This is a genomic window from Pseudomonas sp. Fl4BN1 (assembly GCF_009908285.1).
In the GTDB taxonomy this organism is placed as follows: domain Bacteria; phylum Pseudomonadota; class Gammaproteobacteria; order Pseudomonadales; family Pseudomonadaceae; genus Aquipseudomonas.
Genome location: NZ_JAAARM010000009.1, coordinates 88,497 through 103,409, shown reverse-complemented (window position 1 = coordinate 103,409; position 14,913 = coordinate 88,497). Strand labels below are relative to the sequence as shown.

Annotated in this window: 15 protein-coding genes; 7 read left to right on the top strand and 8 right to left on the bottom strand. The window is 63.8% G+C overall.

Annotated features, from left to right (window positions below):
* Positions 1-12: 12 nt before the first annotated feature.
* Together glyS and glyQ are read right to left on the bottom strand one after the other, a co-directional pair.
* Positions 13-2,067, bottom strand: a complete 2,055-nt coding sequence (glyS, locus tag GV818_RS12680) for a glycine--tRNA ligase subunit beta (RefSeq protein ID WP_161776703.1) — start codon at positions 2,065-2,067, stop codon at positions 13-15.
* Positions 2,064-3,017: a glycine--tRNA ligase subunit alpha gene (gene glyQ / locus GV818_RS12675; RefSeq protein ID WP_025132111.1), complete on the bottom strand. Its 954-nt coding sequence runs from the start codon at positions 3,015-3,017 to the stop codon at positions 2,064-2,066. Before glyQ ends, glyS begins: the two co-directional genes overlap by 4 nt.
* A gap of 81 nt (positions 3,018-3,098) precedes the next feature.
* On the opposite strand from glyQ, the gene tag reads away from it, so the two are divergent.
* The 3 genes from tag (at position 3,099) to GV818_RS12660 (ending at position 4,903) form a co-directional block, all read left to right on the top strand.
* Positions 3,099-3,662, top strand: a complete 564-nt coding sequence (tag, locus tag GV818_RS12670) for a DNA-3-methyladenine glycosylase I (protein WP_161752472.1) — start codon at positions 3,099-3,101, stop codon at positions 3,660-3,662.
* A 42-nt stretch (positions 3,663-3,704) separates the two neighbouring features.
* Entirely contained in the window at positions 3,705-4,592 is an 888-nt protein-coding gene (locus tag GV818_RS12665; RefSeq protein ID WP_161752470.1) for a lysophospholipid acyltransferase, read from the top strand.
* A 71-nt stretch (positions 4,593-4,663) separates the two neighbouring features.
* Entirely contained in the window at positions 4,664-4,903 is a 240-nt protein-coding gene (locus tag GV818_RS12660; protein WP_161752468.1) for a PilZ domain-containing protein, read from the top strand.
* Positions 4,904-4,924: 21 nt separating this feature from the next.
* Here the strand turns inward: GV818_RS12660 and GV818_RS12655 are convergent, their stop codons facing one another.
* The 5 genes from GV818_RS12655 to def form a co-directional block, all read right to left on the bottom strand.
* The gene (locus GV818_RS12655; protein ID WP_161752466.1) at positions 4,925-5,236 is read right to left on the bottom strand and encodes a tetratricopeptide repeat protein; all 312 of its coding nucleotides are present in this window, start codon (positions 5,234-5,236) and stop codon (positions 4,925-4,927) included.
* A gap of 104 nt (positions 5,237-5,340) precedes the next feature.
* Entirely contained in the window at positions 5,341-6,714 is a 1,374-nt protein-coding gene (trkA, locus tag GV818_RS12650) for a Trk system potassium transporter TrkA (RefSeq protein WP_161752464.1), read from the bottom strand.
* A gap of 22 nt (positions 6,715-6,736) precedes the next feature.
* Positions 6,737-8,062 carry a 16S rRNA (cytosine(967)-C(5))-methyltransferase RsmB gene (gene rsmB / locus GV818_RS12645; RefSeq protein ID WP_161752462.1) on the bottom strand — a complete coding sequence of 442 codons (1,326 nt, stop codon included), beginning with the start codon at positions 8,060-8,062 and terminating at the stop codon, positions 6,737-6,739.
* Entirely contained in the window at positions 8,059-9,018 is a 960-nt protein-coding gene (fmt, locus tag GV818_RS12640; protein ID WP_161776702.1) for a methionyl-tRNA formyltransferase, read from the bottom strand. Before fmt ends, rsmB begins: the two co-directional genes overlap by 4 nt.
* Before the next feature lie 69 nt (positions 9,019-9,087).
* Positions 9,088-9,594, bottom strand: a complete 507-nt coding sequence (def, locus tag GV818_RS12635; RefSeq protein WP_161752458.1) for a peptide deformylase — start codon at positions 9,592-9,594, stop codon at positions 9,088-9,090.
* Positions 9,595-10,101: 507 nt separating this feature from the next.
* On the opposite strand from def, the gene dprA reads away from it, so the two are divergent.
* Positions 10,102-11,208, top strand: a complete 1,107-nt coding sequence (dprA, locus tag GV818_RS12625; RefSeq protein WP_161776701.1) for a DNA-processing protein DprA — start codon at positions 10,102-10,104, stop codon at positions 11,206-11,208.
* Between the two features lie 54 nt (positions 11,209-11,262).
* Complete coding sequence (locus GV818_RS12620; RefSeq protein WP_161752454.1) at positions 11,263-11,820, top strand: L-threonylcarbamoyladenylate synthase; 558 nt, start codon at positions 11,263-11,265, stop codon at positions 11,818-11,820.
* An 81-nt stretch (positions 11,821-11,901) separates the two neighbouring features.
* On the opposite strand, the gene GV818_RS12615 is transcribed toward GV818_RS12620, so the two are convergent.
* Complete coding sequence (locus tag GV818_RS12615; RefSeq protein WP_161776700.1) at positions 11,902-12,879, bottom strand: quinone oxidoreductase family protein; 978 nt, start codon at positions 12,877-12,879, stop codon at positions 11,902-11,904.
* 167 nt (positions 12,880-13,046) lie between these two features.
* On the opposite strand from GV818_RS12615, the gene hemF reads away from it, so the two are divergent.
* The gene (gene hemF / locus GV818_RS12610) at positions 13,047-13,964 is read left to right on the top strand and encodes an oxygen-dependent coproporphyrinogen oxidase (protein WP_161752450.1); all 918 of its coding nucleotides are present in this window, start codon (positions 13,047-13,049) and stop codon (positions 13,962-13,964) included.
* A 68-nt stretch (positions 13,965-14,032) separates the two neighbouring features.
* The gene (gene aroE / locus GV818_RS12605) at positions 14,033-14,854 is read left to right on the top strand and encodes a shikimate dehydrogenase (RefSeq protein WP_161776699.1); all 822 of its coding nucleotides are present in this window, start codon (positions 14,033-14,035) and stop codon (positions 14,852-14,854) included.
* The last annotated feature ends 59 nt before the right edge of the window (positions 14,855-14,913 follow it).

The following is a 14,913-nucleotide window of genomic DNA, read 5'->3' as shown; positions in this document are numbered from 1 at the left end:
TTCCTTACCTGATCAGCTCAGTACCGAAATGTCCGCCACGCCCAGGAACAGGCCCCGCAGTCGCGCCAGCAGTGCATAGCGGTTGGCTCGTACCTTGGCGTCTTCAGCATTGACCATTACCGCCTCGAAGAAGGCGTCCACCGGTTCGCGCAGGGCGGCCAGGCGGGCCAGGGTCTCGCTGTACTGACGGGCCGCGGCCATTGGCTGTACAGCCTGATCTGCCTGCTGGATTGCCGAGTACAGGGAGAACTCGTTGGCGTTGTCGAAGTACTTGGCTTCGATGGTGGTCGGCACATTGCCTTCGACTTTGCTCAACAGGTTCGACACGCGCTTGTTCACCGCAGCCAGGGCGGCGGCTTCCGGCAACTTGCGGAACGCCTGTACGGCTTGCACGCGCTGGTCGAAGTCCAGGGCCGAGCCCGGCTTCAGGGCTCGCACCGACAGGTAAGTGGCTACATCCACGCCTTCGTCTTCGTAACGGGCACGCAGACGGTCGAAGATGAACTCCAGCACCTGCTCGGCCAGGCCGGCGGCCTTGACCTTGGTGCCGAAAGCGCTGACGGCGAATGCCACGGCGTCGGTCAGGTCGAGGTCGAACTTCTTGTCGATCAGGATGCGCAGTACACCCAGGGCTGCACGACGCAGGGCGTAGGGGTCCTTGCTGCCGGTGGGCAGCATGCCGATACCGAAGATACCCACCAGGGTGTCCAGCTTGTCAGCGATGGCCACGGCGGCACCGGTGATGGTGCTCGGCAGCTCGGCGCCGGCGCCACGAGGCATGTACTGCTCGTTCAGGGCCAGGGCCACGTCTTGCGGCTCGCCGTCATTGAGGGCGTAGTAGTAACCGGCAACACCTTGCATTTCCGGGAACTCGCCGACCATCTCGGTGGCCAGGTCGCACTTGGAGAGCAGGCCGGCGCGGGCTGCGCGCTGGGCGTCGCCACCGATGCGCGGGGCAATGAACGCTGCCAGCTTGGAAATGCGCTCGGCCTTGTCGTAGACGCTGCCGAGTTTTTCCTGGAAGACCACGTTCTGCAGGCGCAGGTTGAAGTCTTCGAGCTTGTGTTTCTTGTCCTGCTTGAAGAAGAACTCGGCGTCGGTCAGACGCGGGCGCACGACTTTCTCGTTGCCCTCGATGATCTGGCGCGGGTCCTTGCTTTCGATGTTGGCCACGGTGATGAAGCGCGGCAGCAGCTTGCCGTCGACGTCCAGCAGGCAGAAGTACTTCTGGTTGTCCTGCATGGTGGTGATCAAGGCTTCCTGGGGCACGTCGAGGAAACGTTCCTCGAACGAGCACACCAGTGGCACTGGCCATTCCACCAGCGCGGTGACTTCGTCCAGCAGGTCTGCCGGCACGATCGCCGTGCCTTCCTGCAGGGTTGCCAGCTCTGCGGTGCGCTTGCTGATCAGCTCGCGGCGCTCGTTGGCGTCGGCCAGTACGTAGGCGGCACGCAGGTCATTGAGGTAGTTGGCCGGCGCCGTGATGCGTACGTTTTCCGGGTGATGGAAACGGTGACCACGGGAGTCGCGACCGGCTTTCTGGGCGAGGATGGTGCAGTCGATGACTTCATCGCCCAGCAGCATTACCAACCACTGGGTCGGACGCACGAACTCTTCCTTGCGCGCAGCCCAGCGCATGCGCTTGGGGATTGGCAGGTCGTTCAGCGAGTCTTCGACGATGGTCGGCAGCAGGCTGGCGGTGGGCTTGCCCTGGATGCTCTGGCTGTAGCGCAGCTTGGGGCCGCTCTGGTCGATTTCGCTCAGGTCCACGCCGCACTTCTTGGCGAAGCCGAGGGCGGCCTGGGTCGGGTTGCCGTCGGCATCGAAGGCGGCCTGGCGTGGTGGGCCGTCGAGGTTGATGCTGCGGTCTGGCTGCTGGGTAGCCAGACCGGTGATCAGCACTGCCAGGCGCCGTGGCGCGGCATAGACCTGCTTGGCCTCGAAGCTCAGGCCAGCGCTCTGCAGGCCTTTCTCGATGCCGGCCAGGAAGGCGTCGGCCAGGGTGTTCAGGGCTTTTGGGGGCAGCTCTTCAGTGCCCAGTTCAACCAGAAAATCTTGCGCACTCATTGTGCCGCCTCCAACTTAGCCAACACTTCATCACGCAGGTCCGGGGTCGCCATCGGGAAGCCCAGCTTGGCGCGAGCCATCAGGTAGGCTTGGGCCACGGAGCGCGCGAGGGTGCGTACACGCAGGATGTACTGCTGACGGGCCGTCACCGAAATTGCTCGGCGCGCGTCCAGCAGGTTGAAGGTGTGCGAGGCCTTGAGGACCATTTCATAGCTTGGCAGTGGCAGCGGCTGATCCAGCTCGATCAGGCGCTTGGCTTCGCTTTCGTAGAAGTCGAACAGTTCGAACAGCTTCTCGACGTTGGCGTGTTCGAAGTTGTAGGTCGACTGCTCCACTTCGTTCTGGTGGAACACGTCGCCGTAGGTGACCTTGCCGAACGGGCCGTCGGCCCAGACCAGGTCGTACACCGAGTCCACGCCCTGCAGGTACATGGCCAGGCGCTCCAGGCCATAGGTGATCTCGCCGGTCACCGGATAGCACTCGATGCCGCCCGCTTGCTGGAAGTAGGTGAATTGGGTCACTTCCATGCCGTTGAGCCAGACTTCCCAGCCCAGGCCCCAGGCGCCCAGGGTCGGCGACTCCCAGTTGTCTTCGACGAAACGGATGTCGTGCACCAGCGGGTCCAGGCCCACATGCTTCAGGGAGCCCAGGTACAGCTCCTGGAAGTTTTCCGGGTTGGGCTTCAAGACCACCTGGAACTGATAGTAATGCTGCAGGCGGTTGGGGTTTTCGCCGTAGCGGCCGTCAGTCGGGCGACGACTGGGCTGCACATAAGCGGCGTTCCAGGTTTCCGGGCCGATGGCCCGCAGGAAGGTAGCGGTGTGGAAAGTGCCGGCGCCTACTTCCATATCGTAGGGCTGAAGTACCACACAACCTTGCTCGGCCCAGTACTGCTGGAGGGCGAGGATCAAGTCTTGGAAGGTACGCACGGCTGGCGTAGGCTGGCTCACGAAATTCACCTGTTACTTGGGCTGCGATTTAAGGAGCGGGAGTATACCCGATTCAGTCCTGCGCACGCCCCCTGGAGCCTTATGCCACGCTGCTTTTGGTGTTCCGAAGATCCGCTGTACATGGCATATCACGATCAGGAGTGGGGCGTGCCGCTGCGCGATGGGCAGCGCTTGTTCGAGTTGTTATTGCTCGAAGGGTTCCAGGCTGGCTTGTCATGGATCACCGTGCTGAAGAAACGCGAGCGTTATCGCCAGGTGCTGTTCGGCTTCGATGTGCAGCGAGTGGCGCAGATGAGCGATGCGGAGATTGACGAGCTGATGCTCGATCCGGGCATCATCCGCAACCGTCTCAAGCTCAACGCCGCCCGGCGCAATGCCCAGGCCTGGCTGGAGCTGGAAGACCCGGTGGGGTTGCTCTGGTCGTTCGTCGGCGGCGTGCCGAAGATCAACCACTTCAAGGACCGCAGCGAAGTTCCGGCGGTGACCCCGGAAGCCGAGGCCATGAGCCGCGGACTGCAGAAAGCCGGCTTCACCTTCGTCGGTCCGACCATCTGTTATGCCCTGATGCAGGCCTCGGGCATGGTCATGGATCACACTCGCGACTGTGATCGCTACGCCATCCTTGCGGATGCGCGGTTAGAATAGTCGGCTGCGACTAGATCATGACCTACAGATCAGGAGTCATTTGTGGATAAGTTCAAAGGCGCCCTGCTGGTGGGCGCTCTGCGGTTGTTTGCCTTGCTGCCCTGGCGTGCGGTGCAGGCGGTCGGCACGGCCATCGGCTGGATCATGTGGAAGACCCCCAACCGCTCCCGCGACGTGGTGCGCATCAACCTGGCCAAATGCTTTCCGCAGATGGACCCGGTCGAGCGCGAGCGGCTAGTCGGACAGAGCCTCAAGGACATCGGCAAATCCCTGACCGAAAGCGCCTGTGCCTGGATCTGGCCGGCGCAGCGCTCGATCGAGCTGGTGCGTGAAGTCGAGGGCCTCGATGTGCTCAAGGATGCCCTGGCCTCGGGCAAGGGCGTGGTCGGCATCACCAGCCACCTGGGCAACTGGGAAGTGCTCAACCACTTCTACTGCAGCCAATGCAAACCGATCATTTTCTACCGTCCGCCGAAGCTCAAGGCGGTGGACGAACTGCTGCGCAAGCAGCGGGTGCAACTGGGCAACCGCGTGGCGGCCTCCACCAAGGAAGGCATCCTCAGCGTCATCAAGGAAGTGCGCAAAGGGGGTGCAGTGGGCATCCCCGCCGACCCGGAACCGGCCGAATCCGCCGGGATCTTCGTGCCCTTCTTCGCCACCCAGGCGCTGACCAGCAAGTTTGTGCCGAACATGCTGGCCGGCGGCAAGGCCGTCGGCGTGTTCCTGCATGCCCTGCGCCTGCCTGATGGGTCGGGATACAAGGTGATCCTCGAAGCGGCTCCGGAAGAGATGTACAGCACCGATACCGAAACCTCCTGCGCCGCCATGAGCAAGGTGGTCGAGCGTTATGTCGGGGCTTATCCGAGCCAGTACATGTGGAGCATGAAGCGCTTCAAGAAACGCCCGCCGGGTGAGGCGCGCTGGTACTGATAGAGTTGGCACGATCTGTGGATAACCCCAGCGGGGAGTTATCCACAGCACACTGAACAAGGGCGCAGAAGATGTCCGAGCACCGCAAGTCGTTTCGTATCAAGATTCAGCACGAGAGCATTGGCGAATGCCTGGGGCAGACCCGCAACCTGTCCGCCAGCGGCGTCTATGTGCAAAGTCCGGTCCTGGCGAAGTTGCCTAAGGGCGCAGTGGTCTATGGCCAGGTGCAGGGCCTGTCGGAGAGCGCTCCGCGGGTGCGCATGGAAGTGATCCAGGTGGATGCGCAAGGGATTGCCCTGCGTTACCTGTGAAAGGCAGCGGCTACAGGGGCTTCAGGACTGGCGATCGAGCTTCTTGAGGAACACGGTCATTTCCTTTTCCGCCTGCTTGTCACCGTGGCCACGGGCTGCTTCCAGCCCCTGCTCCCAGGCCTGGCGCGCTGCTTGAGTGTCGCCCTGCCCCTGGCAAGCCTTGCCCAGCAGCTTCCAGGCCGCTGAATACTTGGGATCAAAGGCCACGCAGTGTTGCAGGTGCTCGGCGGCCTTGGCGTACTCGCCCTGATCCAGGTAACCCTTGCCCAGGCCGAAGCGCAGCAGCGCGTTATCCACACCCTTGGCGAGCATTTTTTCCAGCGATTCAAGCATCGTTGTCACTCCTGTGGGCTGGCGCAGCAGCGCCGGATTTTTTGCGGGCCGCACCCTTATGGGGCAATCGCAGCCTGTGGCAGAGGCCACAGGGCCGCGTTTGATCAGAAGAAACTCAGGCCAACGTGGAACAGTTTCTCCACATCGCGGATGTGCTTTTTATCCACAAGGAACAGGATCACATGGTCCCCTGCCTCGATCACGGTGTCGTCGTGGGCGATCAGCACTTCTTCATCACGAATGATCGCGCCGATGGTGGTGCCCGGCGGCAGGCCGATGTTCTCGATGGCCCGGCCGATCACTTTGCTCGACTTGGCGTCGCCATGGGCGATGGCCTCGATGGCTTCTGCCGCGCCCCGGCGCAGGGAGTGCACGCTGACGATGTCGCCACGGCGCACGTGGGTCAGCAGGGTGCCGATGGTCGCCAACTGCGGGCTGATGGCGATGTCGATGTCGCCACCCTGGATCAGGTCGACATAGGCCGGGTTGTTGATGATGGTCATGACCTTTTTCGCCCCAAGGCGCTTGGCCAGCAGCGAGGACATGATGTTGGCCTCGTCGTCGTTGGTCAGGGCCAGGAAGATGTCGGCGTCGGCAATGTTCTCTTCCAGCAGCAGGTCGCGGTCCGAGGCGCTGCCCTGCAGCACCACGGTGCTGTCCAGGGTGTCCGACAGATAGCGGCAACGGGCCGGGTTCATCTCGATGATCTTTACCTGGTAGCGGCTTTCGATGGCTTCGGCCAGGCGCTCGCCGATCTGCCCACCACCGGCGATGACGATGCGCTTGTAGGACTCTTCAAGCCGGCGCATCTCACTCATCACCGCCCGGATGTGGGCCTTGGCGGCGATGAAGAACACCTCGTCGTCGGCCTCGATCACCGTATCGCCCTTGGGCATGATCGGCCGGTCGCGACGGAAGATCGCCGCTACCCGGGTATCGACGTTGGGCATGTGCTCGCGCAGTTGGCGCAACTGCTGCCCCACCAGTGGGCCGCCGTAGTAGGCCTTGACCGCCACCAGCTGGGCCTTGCCCTCGGCGAAGTCGATCACCTGCAGGGCGCCGGGGTGCTCGATCAGGCGCTTGATGTAGTTGGTCACCACCTGTTCGGGGCTGATCAGCACGTCCACCGGGATCGCGTCGTTGTCGAACAACCCGGCGCGGGTCAGGTAGGCGGCCTCGCGGACCCGGGCGATCTTGGTCGGGGTGTGGAACAAGGTGTGGGCGACCTGGCAGGCGACCATGTTGGTTTCGTCGCTGTTGGTCACCGCCACCAGCATGTCGGCGTCATCGGCGCCGGCCTGGCGCAGCACCGTGGGAAAGGAGGCACGGCCTTGCACGGTGCGAATGTCCAGGCGATCGCCGAGGTCGCGCAGGCGTTCGCCGTCGGTGTCCACCACGGTAATGTCGTTGGCTTCGCTGGCCAGGTGTTCCGCCAGCGTGCCACCGACTTGGCCGGCACCGAGGATGATGATCTTCATCCAGTCACTCCCTTAAAACCGTTTAGCCGCGAGCCGCGGCAATCTTGATCAGCTTGGCGTAGTAGAAGCCGTCGTGGCCGCCCTCTTGCGCCAGCAGCTGGCGCCCGTGGGGCTGCTTGAGGCCGGCCGCAGGCTGCCCCAGTTGGCCGCCGATGTCCAATTCACGAGCGCCCGGGGTGCGGGCCAGGAACGCCTCGATCACTTCGGTGTTCTCGGTGGGCAGGGTCGAACAGGTGGCGTAGAGCAGGATGCCGCCGACTTCCAGGGCCTGCCACATGGCGTCCAGCAGCTCGCCTTGCAGTTGCGCCAGGGCGGCGATGTCTTCGGGCTGACGGGTCAGCTTGATGTCCGGATGGCGGCGGATCACCCCAGTGGCCGAGCACGGCGCGTCCAGCAGGATCCGCTGGAACGGTTTGCCGTCCCACCAGACCTGGGTGTTGCGGCCATCGGCGGCGATCAATTGGGCGTCGAGCCCCAAGCGATCGAGGTTCTCCCGGACCCGTACCAGGCGCTTGGCTTCCAGGTCGACCGCCACCACACCGGCCAGGGCCGGCTCGACTTCGAGGATATGGCAGGTCTTGCCTCCCGGTGCGCAGCAGGCGTCCAGCACCCGTTGTCCCGGTGCCAGTTCCAGCAGGTCGGCGGCCAGCTGTGCGGCTTCGTCCTGCACGCTGACCCAGCCCTCGGCAAAGCCCGGCAGGCTGCGGACGTCACCGGCCTCGTCGAGAACGATGCCGTCCTGGCTGTAGACGCACGGCTTGGCGGCTACGCCGGCCTCGCTCAGCAGCTTGAGGTAGGCGTCCCGGGATTGGTGACGGCGGTTGACCCGCAGGATCATCGGCGGGTGGGCGTTGTTGGCGGCGCAGATGGCTTCCCACTGCTCGGGCCAGAACGCCTTGAGGGATTTTTGCAGCCAACGTGGGTGCGCGGTACGCACCACCGGGTCGTGTTCCAGTTCGGCCAGCAGGGCTTCGCTTTCGCGCTGGGCGCGGCGCAGCACGGCATTGAGCAGGGCCTTGGCCCAGGGCTTCTTCAGCTTGTCGGCGCAGCCTACGGTTTCGCCGATGGCGGCGTGGGCCGGCACCCGGGTGTAGAGCAGTTGATAGAGGCCCACCAGCAGCAGCGCCTCGACATCGGCATCCGCCGCCTTGAAGGGCTTCTGCAGCAGCTTGGCCGCCAGTGCCGACAGCCGTGGCTGCCAGCGTGCGGTGCCAAATGCCAGGTCCTGGGTGAAGCCGCGATCGCGCACTTCGACCTTGTCCAGCTGGATCGGCAACGAGCTGTTGAGCGAGGCCTTGCCGTTGAGGACCGCGGTCAGTGCCTTGGCGGCGGCCAGGCGCGGGTTCATTGGGCGTCCGCCGTTTGGCCGAGCAGCGTGCCGATGGCGAATTTCTCGCGGCGGCTGTTGAACAGGTCGCTGAAGTTCAGCGCCTTGCCACCGGGCAGTTGCAGGCGGGTCAGGCACAGTGCCTGCTCACCACAGGCAACGAGCAGGCCGTCCTTGCTGGCGTCGAGGATCTGCCCCGGAGCGCCTTGGCCTTCAGCCAGTGTGGCGGCCAGGACTTTCAGGGCCTCGCCATTCAAGGTGCTGTGGCAGATCGGCCAGGGATTGAAGGCCCGTACCAGACGCTCCAGCTCCACGGCGGGGCGCTGCCAGTCGATGCGTGCCTCGTCCTTGTTCAACTTGTGGGCGTAGGTGGCCAGGCTGTCGTCCTGGATTTCGCCTTCCAGGGTGCCGGCGGCCAGGCCCTGGATGGCTTGCAGTACGGCCGGCGGGCCCATTTCGGCGAGGCGGTCGTGCAGGCTGCCGCCGGTGTCCTGGGTGCTGATCGGGGTGCTGACCTTGAGCAGCATCGGCCCGGTATCCAGCCCGGCTTCCATGCGCATCACGGTCACCCCGCTGTGTGCGTCACCGGCTTGCACGGCGCGCTGGATCGGCGCCGCACCGCGCCAGCGTGGCAGCAGGGAGGCGTGGCTGTTGATGCAACCCAGGCGTGGAATATCCAGCACCACCTGCGGCAGGATCAGGCCGTAGGCCACCACCACCATCAGGTCCGGCTTGAGCGCCGCCAGTTCGGCTTGGGCCTCGGCGTTACGCAGGGTCGGCGGTTGCAGCACGACAATGTTGTGCTCCAGCGCAAGCTGCTTGACCGGGCTGGGCATCAGTTTTTGTCCACGGCCGGCCGGGCGATCCGGTTGGGTGTAGACCGCGACGATCTCATAAGGGCTGTCGAGCAGGGCCTTGAGGTGTTCGGCGGCGAACTCGGGAGTGCCGGCAAAGACGATGCGCAGTGGCTCAGTCATGGGAATTCTCGGTAGTAAACATGCGGAAAAGAAAAAGGCTTGCCGCTGCAAGCCTTTGGAAGAGGAGCATCAAGCGTTCTGGCGATGCTGCTTTTCCAGTTTCTTCTTGATCCGGTCACGTTTGAGTGTGGACAGGTAGTCGACGAACAACTTGCCGTTGAGGTGGTCGCATTCGTGTTGGATACACACCGCGAGCAAGCCTTCGGCGATCAGTTCGTAAGGCTGGCCATCACGGTCCAGAGCCTTGACTTTGACGCGTTGCGGACGGTCGACGTTCTCATAGAAGCCCGGTACCGAGAGGCAACCTTCCTGATACTGGTCCATCTCGTCGGTCAGGGCTTCGAACTCGGGGTTGATGAACACCCGGGGTTCAGTGCGGTCTTCGGACAGGTCCATGACCACGATGCGTTTGTGCACGTTGACCTGGGTCGCCGCCAGGCCAATGCCTGGGGCCTCATACATTGTTTCAAACATGTCATCGACCAACTGACGCACTTCGTCGTCCACTACCTCCACCGGTTTGGCGATAGTGCGCAGGCGCGAATCGGGGAATTCGAGGATGTTTAAAATGGCCATAAGCGTAATTGCTACACGTGTGAAGTAAGGGCGGAGTCGGCGTCCTGGCAGGTCCTGGACCTGGGTCGCCGATGCAAAACGTGCTCAGGGAAGGAGCGAGCCGCGCAGGCTCTGGCGTTTTACGCGAACCTACATAATAAAGGGATTCAGCCCATGAGGAAATCACTGATCGCCTTGCTGCTGTTGGGCTGGACTGCCATCGGTCAGGCCCAGGTGCATCTCAAGGACGGTTATCCACAGCATTGTCGGGTGACGGCGGGCGATACCCCGTGAAGCAGTGCCAGCCGCTATCTGCAACAGCCCTGGCGATGGAGCGAGTTTCGACCGGTGGATTGCCGTTGCTAGGACAAACTCAGCGATGGGCTCGTACTCCAGGCCTTGCGCTCGCTGGCGCCGCTGGACACGGCGCGCGACCCTTGCGGGCAGCCTTTCCTCAACAAGTTACCAACAGACTTATCCACAGCTTGTTCCGGTGCCGAGCGGCCCGATGACGATCAAGGATGATCCATGTCGCACTCGAATGCTGCTGCCATTTCCCCGGCCGAACTGGAGGCCCGTCTACGTTTGCATGGCCTGCCCGGCTTGGGTGCCATGCGCTTTCAGCGTTTGCTTCAGGCCTTCGGTTCTGCTTCCAAAGCCCTGGTCGCTCCCGCGGCTGCCTGGCACTCGCTGGGCCTGCCGAAGGCCTGTAGCGATGCCCGGCGCAGCGTCGAAGTCCGTGATGGTGCCCGCCGCGCGTTGGCCTGGATAGACAACCAGGCCCAGCATTTGCTGATGTGGGACCAGCCCGGCTACCCGGCCTTGCTGGCGCAGTTGGAGGATGCGCCACCGCTGTTGTTCGTGGCCGGTGATCCGTCGATCCTGGAGTTGCCGCAGTTGGCGATGGTGGGCAGCCGCCGTGCTTCGCGGCCGGGACTGGACACCGCTGCAGCGTTTTCCCGGAGCCTGGCCGGGGCCGGTTTCGTGATCACCAGTGGCCTTGCCCTGGGCATCGACGGTGCTGCGCACCAGGCGGCCCTGGAGGTTGGTGGACGTACCGTGGGGGTGCTGGGGACGGGCCTGGAAAATTTTTATCCACAGCGGCATCGGGCCTTGGCCAAGACGATGATCGAGCAGGGCAGCGCGGTGATTTCCGAGCTCCCGCTGGACACCGCAGCGCGTCCGGAACACTTCCCCCGGCGTAACCGGATCATCAGTGGCCTGTCCCTGGGCGTGCTGGTGGTGGAGGCCAGCGTGGCCAGCGGTTCCTTGATCACCGCTCGCCTGGCGGCGGAGCAAGGCCGCGAGGTGTATGCCATTCCCGGCTCTATCCACCACCCGGCAGCCCGGGGCTGTCATCAACTGATCCGCGATGGCGCGGTGCTGGTGGAAAGCGTTCAGCACATACTTGAGACCCTGAGAGGCTGGCAGCAGCTGCCGCCGACCGCTTTCCCCCTGGCCGAGACTTGCGCGGATCCATTGCTGGCCCTGCTGCAGGCCGCGCCCTATAGCAGCGAGGCCTTGGCCGCTGCCTGCGGATGGCCCTTGCCCCGGGTGTTGGCGGCCCTGACCGAGCTGGAGATCGAAGGTCGCGCGGTCAATGAAAACGGGCGTTGGTTTGCACGCCTGAGCTAGGTTTTATAAGCAGGATCGGTAAACTGCGCACAGCTTTTATCTGGAGAGTCGGCAATGGTCAGCAGTTGGCGTGTGCAACAAGCCGCACGAGAGATTCGCGCAGGGGCGGTGATTGCCTATCCAACCGAAGCGGTCTGGGGCCTGGGGTGCGATCCTTGGAATGAAGAGGCGGTGGATCGCCTGCTGGCGATCAAGTCACGGTCAGTGGACAAGGGTCTGATCCTGATCGCTGACAATATCCGTCAGTTCGACTTCCTCTTCGAGGACTTCCCGGACACTTGGATCGATCGCATGTCGAGCACCTGGCCGGGACCCAATACCTGGCTGGTGCCCCACCAGGATCTGCTGCCCGAATGGGTTACCGGGGTACACGACACCGTGGCCCTGCGGGTCAGTGATCATCCGCAGGTGCGTGAGTTGTGCGCCTTGGTCGGGCCGTTGATTTCTACCTCGGCCAATCCCCAGGGGCGGCCGGCGGCTCGGACGCGGATTCGCATCGAGCAGTATTTCCGCGGGCAGTTGGACATGGTCCTGGGCGGCAGCCTGGGTGGGCGCAAGAACCCGAGCCTGATTCGTGATCTGGCTACGGGCAAGGTGGTGCGGCCTTCTTGAAAAGCGGTGCCGGCCAGCCGGCTCCTGCAGGAATTGCATTGCAGGAGCGGCCGGGCGGCCTGCGCTTGCCGCCGCAGACGTCTAGGGCAACAACACCGTCGAGCCGGTAGTACGCCGCGCCGACAGTTCGATGTGGGCCTTGGCTGCGTCCGCCAGGGGGAAGCGCTGGCCAATCTCGATCTTCAGCTTGCCGCTGGTGATCATGCCGAACAGCTCGTCGGCCATGATCTGCAGGTTCTCGGCGTTGTTGGCGTAACTGGCCAGGGTCGGCCGGGTCACGTACAGCGAGCCCTTGGCCGAGAGAATGCCCAGGTTCACCCCGTCCACCGCACCCGAGGCATTGCCGAAGCTGACCATCAGGCCACGCGGTGCCAGGCAGTCCAGGGATGTCAGCCAGGTGTCCTTGCCCACGCCGTCATAGACCACCGGGCACTTCTTGCCATCGGTCAGTTCCAGTACCCGCTTGGCCACGTCCTCATGGCTGTAGTCGATGGTTTCCCAGGCGCCCAGGGCCTTGGCGATGGCGGCTTTCTCCGGCGAACTGACGGTGCCGATCAGCTTTACCCCAAGCGCCTTGGCCCACTGGCAGGCCAGGGAACCGACGCCGCCCGCTGCGGCATGGAACAGCACGGTTTCGCCGCCCTTGAGTTCATAGGTCTGGCGCAGCAGGTACTGCACGGTGAGGCCCTTGAGCATCACTGCGGCCGCTTGTTCGAAGCTGATGCTGTCCGGCAGGTGCACCAGGTTGGCTTCCGGCAACACATGCGCTTCGCTGTAGGCGCCCAGCGGCCCGCTGCCATAGGCCACCCGGTCGCCGATCTTGAAGCGGGTCACGGCACTGCCGACGGCCTCGACCACCCCAGCCCCTTCGGCCCCGAGGCCCGATGGCAGTGTCGGTGGCGCATACAGGCCGCTGCGGAAATAGGTGTCGATGAAATTCAGGCCGATGGCCTGGTTGCTGACGCGAACCTGCTGCGGGCCGGGTTCGGTTGGGTGGTAATCCACATACTCGAGTACTTCGGGGCCGCCATGGGCACGGAACTGGATTCGTTTGGCCATCTGCACTCTCTCCTCGGTCGTCGCGTGAAAGTGCTCTATCGGACTCCTCCGCTTGACCTTCGTCAACTGCGGCAGGCCCCGGCGCGGTGTTATGCTACGCGCCCATTTGCGCCGGCCTGCGTTTCATCCCTAGCGCCGCGTAGCTTTGCCCGATCCAAGGTGATGCCATGACTACCCGCACCGAGGCCGTAAAAGCCTACCTGCTCGACCTGCAAGACCGCATTTGCGCTGCACTGGAAACCGAAGACGGTAGTGCACGCTTCATCGAGGACGCCTGGACCCGCCCTGCTGGCGGCGGCGGCCGTACCCGGGTGATCGGCGACGGTGCGGTGATCGAAAAGGGCGGGGTCAACTTCTCCCATGTGTTCGGCAGCGGTCTGCCGCCATCGGCCAGCGCCCACCGTCCGGAACTGGCCGGTCGTGGTTTCGAGGCCCTGGGCGTGTCGCTGGTGATTCACCCGCACAACCCGCATGTGCCGACGTCCCACGCCAACGTACGTTTTTTCATCGCCGAGAAGGAAGGTGAAGAACCAGTCTGGTGGTTCGGTGGCGGCTTCGACCTGACCCCTTACTACGGCAACATCGATGACTGCGTGCACTGGCACCGGGTTGCCGAGCGTGCCTGCGCGCCTTTCGGTCCCGAGGTCTATCCGCGCTACAAGGCCTGGTGCGACAGCTACTTCCACATCAAGCACCGCAACGAGCCCCGGGGCATTGGCGGTCTGTTCTTCGATGACCTGAACGAGTGGGACTTCGACACCAGCTTCGCTTTCATGCGGGCGATTGGCGATGCCTATATCGAGGCTTACCTGCCCATCGTCCAGCGGCGCAAGGCTACTGCCTACAGCGTACAGCAGCGGGAATTCCAGGAGTTCCGCCGTGGCCGTTATGTGGAGTTCAACCTGGTCTATGACCGTGGCACCCTGTTCGGCCTGCAATCGGGTGGCCGCACCGAATCGATCCTCATGTCGCTGCCGCCGCAAGTGCGCTGGGGCTACGACTGGAAGGCCGAGCCGGGCAGCGAAGAAGCGCGCCTGACCGAGTACTTCCTGCAGGATCGCGACTGGCTGGCTGGCAGCAACTAAATACCGCGCCTGCCGTAGGCGCTGGCCAGCCAGTGCCTGCAGGTTGCCGTTGGACAAAGGGTTGAGAGATGGATCAGTACGTCGTTTTTGGTAATCCGATCGGCCACAGCAAGTCGCCGCTGATCCATCGGTTGTTCGCTGAACAGACCGGCCAGCGCCTGGAATACAACACCCTGCTGGCGCCCCTGGATGATTTCGCCGGCGCCGCCCGCAGCTTCTTTGCCCGCGGCTGCGGGGCCAATGTCACGGTACCGTTCAAGGAAGATGCCTATCGCTTGTGCGACCGCCTGACCGAGCGCGCCCAGCGGGCCGGTGCGGTGAACACCTTGCACAAGCAGGCCGATGGCAGCCTGCTGGGGGACAACACCGATGGCGCCGGATTGGTGCGTGACCTGACGGTGAACGCCGGGGTCAGCCTCAAGGGCAAGCGGATTCTGCTGCTGGGTGCCGGTGGTGCGGTGCGCGGTGCCCTCGAGCCTTTGTTGGCGGAGCAACCGGCGTCGGTGGTGATTGCCAACCGCACCGTAGAGAAGGCCGAATTGCTGGCGGAGCTGTTCGCCGACCTGGGGCCTGTGGCGGCCAGCGGTTTCAATTGGCTGCAAGAGTCGGTGGACCTGATCATCAACGCCACCTCCGCCAGCCTGTCGGGCGAGCTGCCGTCAATAGCCAGCAGCCTGATCGAACCGGGCCACACGGTGTGCTACGACATGATGTACGGCAAGGAGCCGACGCCATTCTGCCGCTGGGCCAGCGAACATGGCGCCGCACTGGCGCTGGACGGCCTGGGCATGCTGGCCGAGCAGGCCGCGGAAGCCTTCTACCTGTGGCGCGGTGTGCGTCCGGACAGCGCCCCGGTGCTGGCCGAACTGCGCCGCCAATTGGCTCTGTAACCGCGGCACTGTGTAGGTGCTGGGTTGCCAGCGCCGACGGTCTTGCGGCAGGTGCCGAT

Excerpts from the sequence above, each read along its gene's own strand:
- GV818_RS12615 (WP_161776700.1), bottom strand. The coding sequence starts at position 12,879 with ATGGCCAAACGAATCCAGTTCCGTGCCCATGGCGGCCCCGAAGTACTC.
- GV818_RS12655 (WP_161752466.1), bottom strand. The coding sequence starts at position 5,236 with ATGCTTGAATCGCTGGAAAAAATGCTCGCCAAGGGTGTGGATAACGCG.
- GV818_RS12620 (WP_161752454.1), top strand. The coding sequence starts at position 11,263 with ATGGTCAGCAGTTGGCGTGTGCAACAAGCCGCACGAGAGATTCGCGCA.
- trkA (WP_161752464.1), bottom strand. The coding sequence starts at position 6,714 with ATGAAGATCATCATCCTCGGTGCCGGCCAAGTCGGTGGCACGCTGGCG.
- glyS (WP_161776703.1), bottom strand. The coding sequence starts at position 2,067 with ATGAGTGCGCAAGATTTTCTGGTTGAACTGGGCACTGAAGAGCTGCCC.
- GV818_RS12660 (WP_161752468.1), top strand. The coding sequence starts at position 4,664 with ATGTCCGAGCACCGCAAGTCGTTTCGTATCAAGATTCAGCACGAGAGC.
- tag (WP_161752472.1), top strand. The coding sequence starts at position 3,099 with ATGCCACGCTGCTTTTGGTGTTCCGAAGATCCGCTGTACATGGCATAT.
- rsmB (WP_161752462.1), bottom strand. The coding sequence starts at position 8,062 with ATGAACCCGCGCCTGGCCGCCGCCAAGGCACTGACCGCGGTCCTCAAC.
- def (WP_161752458.1), bottom strand. The coding sequence starts at position 9,594 with ATGGCCATTTTAAACATCCTCGAATTCCCCGATTCGCGCCTGCGCACT.
- dprA (WP_161776701.1), top strand. The coding sequence starts at position 10,102 with ATGTCGCACTCGAATGCTGCTGCCATTTCCCCGGCCGAACTGGAGGCC.
- hemF (WP_161752450.1), top strand. The coding sequence starts at position 13,047 with ATGACTACCCGCACCGAGGCCGTAAAAGCCTACCTGCTCGACCTGCAA.
- fmt (WP_161776702.1), bottom strand. The coding sequence starts at position 9,018 with ATGACTGAGCCACTGCGCATCGTCTTTGCCGGCACTCCCGAGTTCGCC.
- aroE (WP_161776699.1), top strand. The coding sequence starts at position 14,033 with ATGGATCAGTACGTCGTTTTTGGTAATCCGATCGGCCACAGCAAGTCG.